Source organism: Microvirga arabica (assembly GCF_016811235.1).
Taxonomy (GTDB): domain Bacteria; phylum Pseudomonadota; class Alphaproteobacteria; order Rhizobiales; family Beijerinckiaceae; genus Microvirga; species Microvirga arabica.
In genome coordinates, this window is sequence record NZ_JAFBID010000168.1 from 1 (window position 1) to 2555 (window position 2555).

The 2555-nt window shown below is 64.5% G+C and carries 4 protein-coding genes; all 4 read left to right on the forward strand.

All coding sequences use genetic code 11. From position 1 onward, the window contains the following. Nucleotides 1–466 (forward strand): helix-turn-helix domain-containing protein (locus JQC81_RS32140; protein ID WP_203275818.1); only part of this gene is annotated, 466 nt, incomplete at its 5' end. Between the two features lie 10 nt (nucleotides 467–476). Continuing rightward, nucleotides 477–1016 carry a GNAT family N-acetyltransferase gene (locus JQC81_RS32145; RefSeq protein ID WP_203275819.1) on the forward strand — a complete coding sequence of 180 codons (540 nt, stop codon included), beginning with the start codon at nucleotides 477–479 and terminating at the stop codon, nucleotides 1014–1016. 103 nt (nucleotides 1017–1119) lie between these two features. Next, nucleotides 1120–1887, forward strand: coding sequence for a sulfite exporter TauE/SafE family protein (locus JQC81_RS32150; protein ID WP_203275820.1), 768 nt, complete (start codon nucleotides 1120–1122; stop codon nucleotides 1885–1887). 25 nt (nucleotides 1888–1912) lie between these two features. Beyond that, nucleotides 1913–2467 (forward strand): hypothetical protein, encoded by a 555-nt coding sequence (locus JQC81_RS32155; protein ID WP_203275821.1) that lies wholly within the window; start codon nucleotides 1913–1915, stop codon nucleotides 2465–2467. Nucleotides 2468–2555: the final 88 nt, after the last annotated feature.

Below are 2555 nucleotides of genomic sequence, written 5' to 3' on the forward strand. Positions count from 1 at the left end.
AGGGGAGAGCAGCCCGACGGCGGCGGTTCTCGACAGGCTTGCAGCAGGCCTCGGCGTGACCTTGGCGTCTCTCTTTGCCCGGCAGGAGAGCGAAGCTGCCTCTCCCCTGTCCCGACGTGAAGATCAGCCCGTATGGCGCGATCCGGAGAGCGGCTACACCCGGCGCAACCTGTCCGCGTCGGGCTTCCGCTCTCCTATCGAGCTCGTGGAGGTGGTGCTCCCGCCCGGTGCGCGGGTGGCCTACGACACGGCACACCGGGCCGCCACGGTCCATCAGCAGATCTGGATCATCGAAGGCGCCATCGAACTCACGCTGGACGAGGAGATCTTTCGTCTCGGCGCCGGCGACTGCCTCTCCATGCGACTCGACCGGCCGACCCTCTTCCGTAATCTTGCCGATGCCCCGGCCCGCTACGTGGTGGCGCTCGCCACCGATCCGCATGCCGCTCACAACCCCTATCGATGAGACAGCGACTATGAACGAATCCGTCATCATCCGTCAGCTCACTCCACAGGAGGCCCGCGAGCAGATCGGCGCCCTGTCGGCCGTGCTGATCGATTGCGTTGAAGGCGGCGCTTCGGTGAGCTTCATGCTGCCCCTGACACAGGAGCGAGCCGACACCTTCTGGCAGGGAGTGGCCGAGGGAGTCGCCGCCGGGGAGCGGATCCTGCTCGTCGCCCAGGACCCGTCCAGCGGCATGATCGTCGGCACCGTTCAGGTGGTCCTGAAGCAGCCTGAGAACCAGCCTCACCGGGCCGACATCGCCAAGATGCTCGTTCACAACCAGGCGCGGCGGCGTGGCGTCGGCGCCGCCCTGATGCGGGCGGCCGAAGAGGCGGCGGCCAAGGCCGGCAAGACGGTGCTCGTGCTCGACACGGTGACCGGCGGCGACGCGGAGCGTCTGTATGAGCGGGTCGGGTGGGTGAAGTCGGGGATCATCCCGAACTATGCCCTCTGGCCGAAGGGCGGGTTCTGCGACACGACCGTGTTCTACAAGCAGATTTCCGCCGCCTGACCAAGGTTCGGCGACGGCGATTATTGCGCTCGCAGTGCGTCCGGCCTATGGCTGATATCTTGATTCATTCTGCCCTCCCGTCATCACCACCAGACCGATCATCATGGAATTGTCCACTGCGGCGCTGCTCGCCGCCTCGGGCCTTGCGGCCGGCCTCGTCAACGCCATTGCGGGCGGCGGCACCTTCTTCACCTTCTCGGCCCTGGTCGCCGCCGGACTTCCGCCGGTCGTTGCCAATGCCACCAGCGCGGTGGCCGTCACGCCAGCCAATCTTTCCAGCGCCTGGGCCTACCGGCGGGAGCTCGCGGCCAATGCCCGGCGCTTCGCAGCGCTTGGAATCGTCAGCCTCATCGGCGGCCTGGGCGGCGCCTATATTCTCACGGTTACCAATAACGACGCCTTCCGGCAGCTCGTGCCGTGGCTGCTGCTCTTCGCAACCCTGCTCTTTGCCGCAAGCCCGAAGATCGTGGCGCTCGCACGCTCCATCAGCAAGCAGGAAGGCAAACACCCTTCCACCCGCGCATGGGCGGCAGGCCTGGCGTTCATGACCGGCGTCGCCGTCTATGGCGGCTTCTTCGGCGCGGGCATGGGCATCGTCATGCTGGCGGCGCTCGCCATTACCGAAGGCGACGACTTCCACCTGATCAACTCCGCTAAGCATCTCTGCTCCACGCTGATTCAGCTCGTCGCCGTGGTGCTGTTCATGATTGCGGGTCTCGTGAGCTGGCCTGAGACGATCATCGTCGGCGCAGCCTCCGTGATCGGAGGGTATCTCGGCGTGGTCTTCGGCCGTCGTCTGCCGTCGAGCGTCATCCGCTGGCTCGTGATTGCGGTCGGCGCGGCACTGACACTGTATTTCTTTATCCGCTGAATTCGATAACCATATTCGAAATAGCGTGATCGCAAGCGGCTTTTTGCCGGCCGCTGCCCGATTCACGCCACAACCATGCTCCTTCCTGCACGTCTCGATTCTGAGCTTTTGCGAAAAGGAAATGACCGTGGCTGAATCCCCAAACATGTCAGGACTCGACGGAACGCAATCGGTGAGCGCCCTCGGCCTGCGGTGGGCTGCCTTGCGCGGCATGCTGAACTCGCCGCTGATCATGGTCGAGGAACAGCGGCCTTTGCGGGATGAACTGCTGCGCGAGTTGTCCACGATCGAGCAGGATTTCAGTGATCTGCCGTCGCGCAACACGATGGAAGTTTCGGCAAAGCTCGACATCGCCAAGTCGGCATTGCGCGAGCGCATTCAGAACGGAGAAACCTGGCTCGTCGACCTGATCGACAGCATCCAGGCCGATCTGCATTCGCTTCACGCGAAAACGCCGGCCGCGGTCACACCTTCGGCAAGCCGCTCGCCCGCTAATCTAAGCCGGCCTCAGCAGCAGCGCACGGATGAGACGGCCAATACGCCCTCGACCGCAGAGACGGCCACGTCGTCTGCCGCATGACGAGAAGATGCCGCGCCTGATCCGTTCAGGCGCGGCGCATAACTGAGCGCGATGTTGCTGCGTTACACGAGGCCTGGATCGATCCTGC

Bases quoted from the DNA above. Each gene is read 5' to 3' on its own strand.
- JQC81_RS32150 (WP_203275820.1), top strand. From the start codon at position 1,120: ATGGAATTGTCCACTGCGGCGCTGCTCGCCGCCTCGGGCCTTGCGGCC.
- JQC81_RS32145 (WP_203275819.1), top strand. From the start codon at position 477: ATGAACGAATCCGTCATCATCCGTCAGCTCACTCCACAGGAGGCCCGC.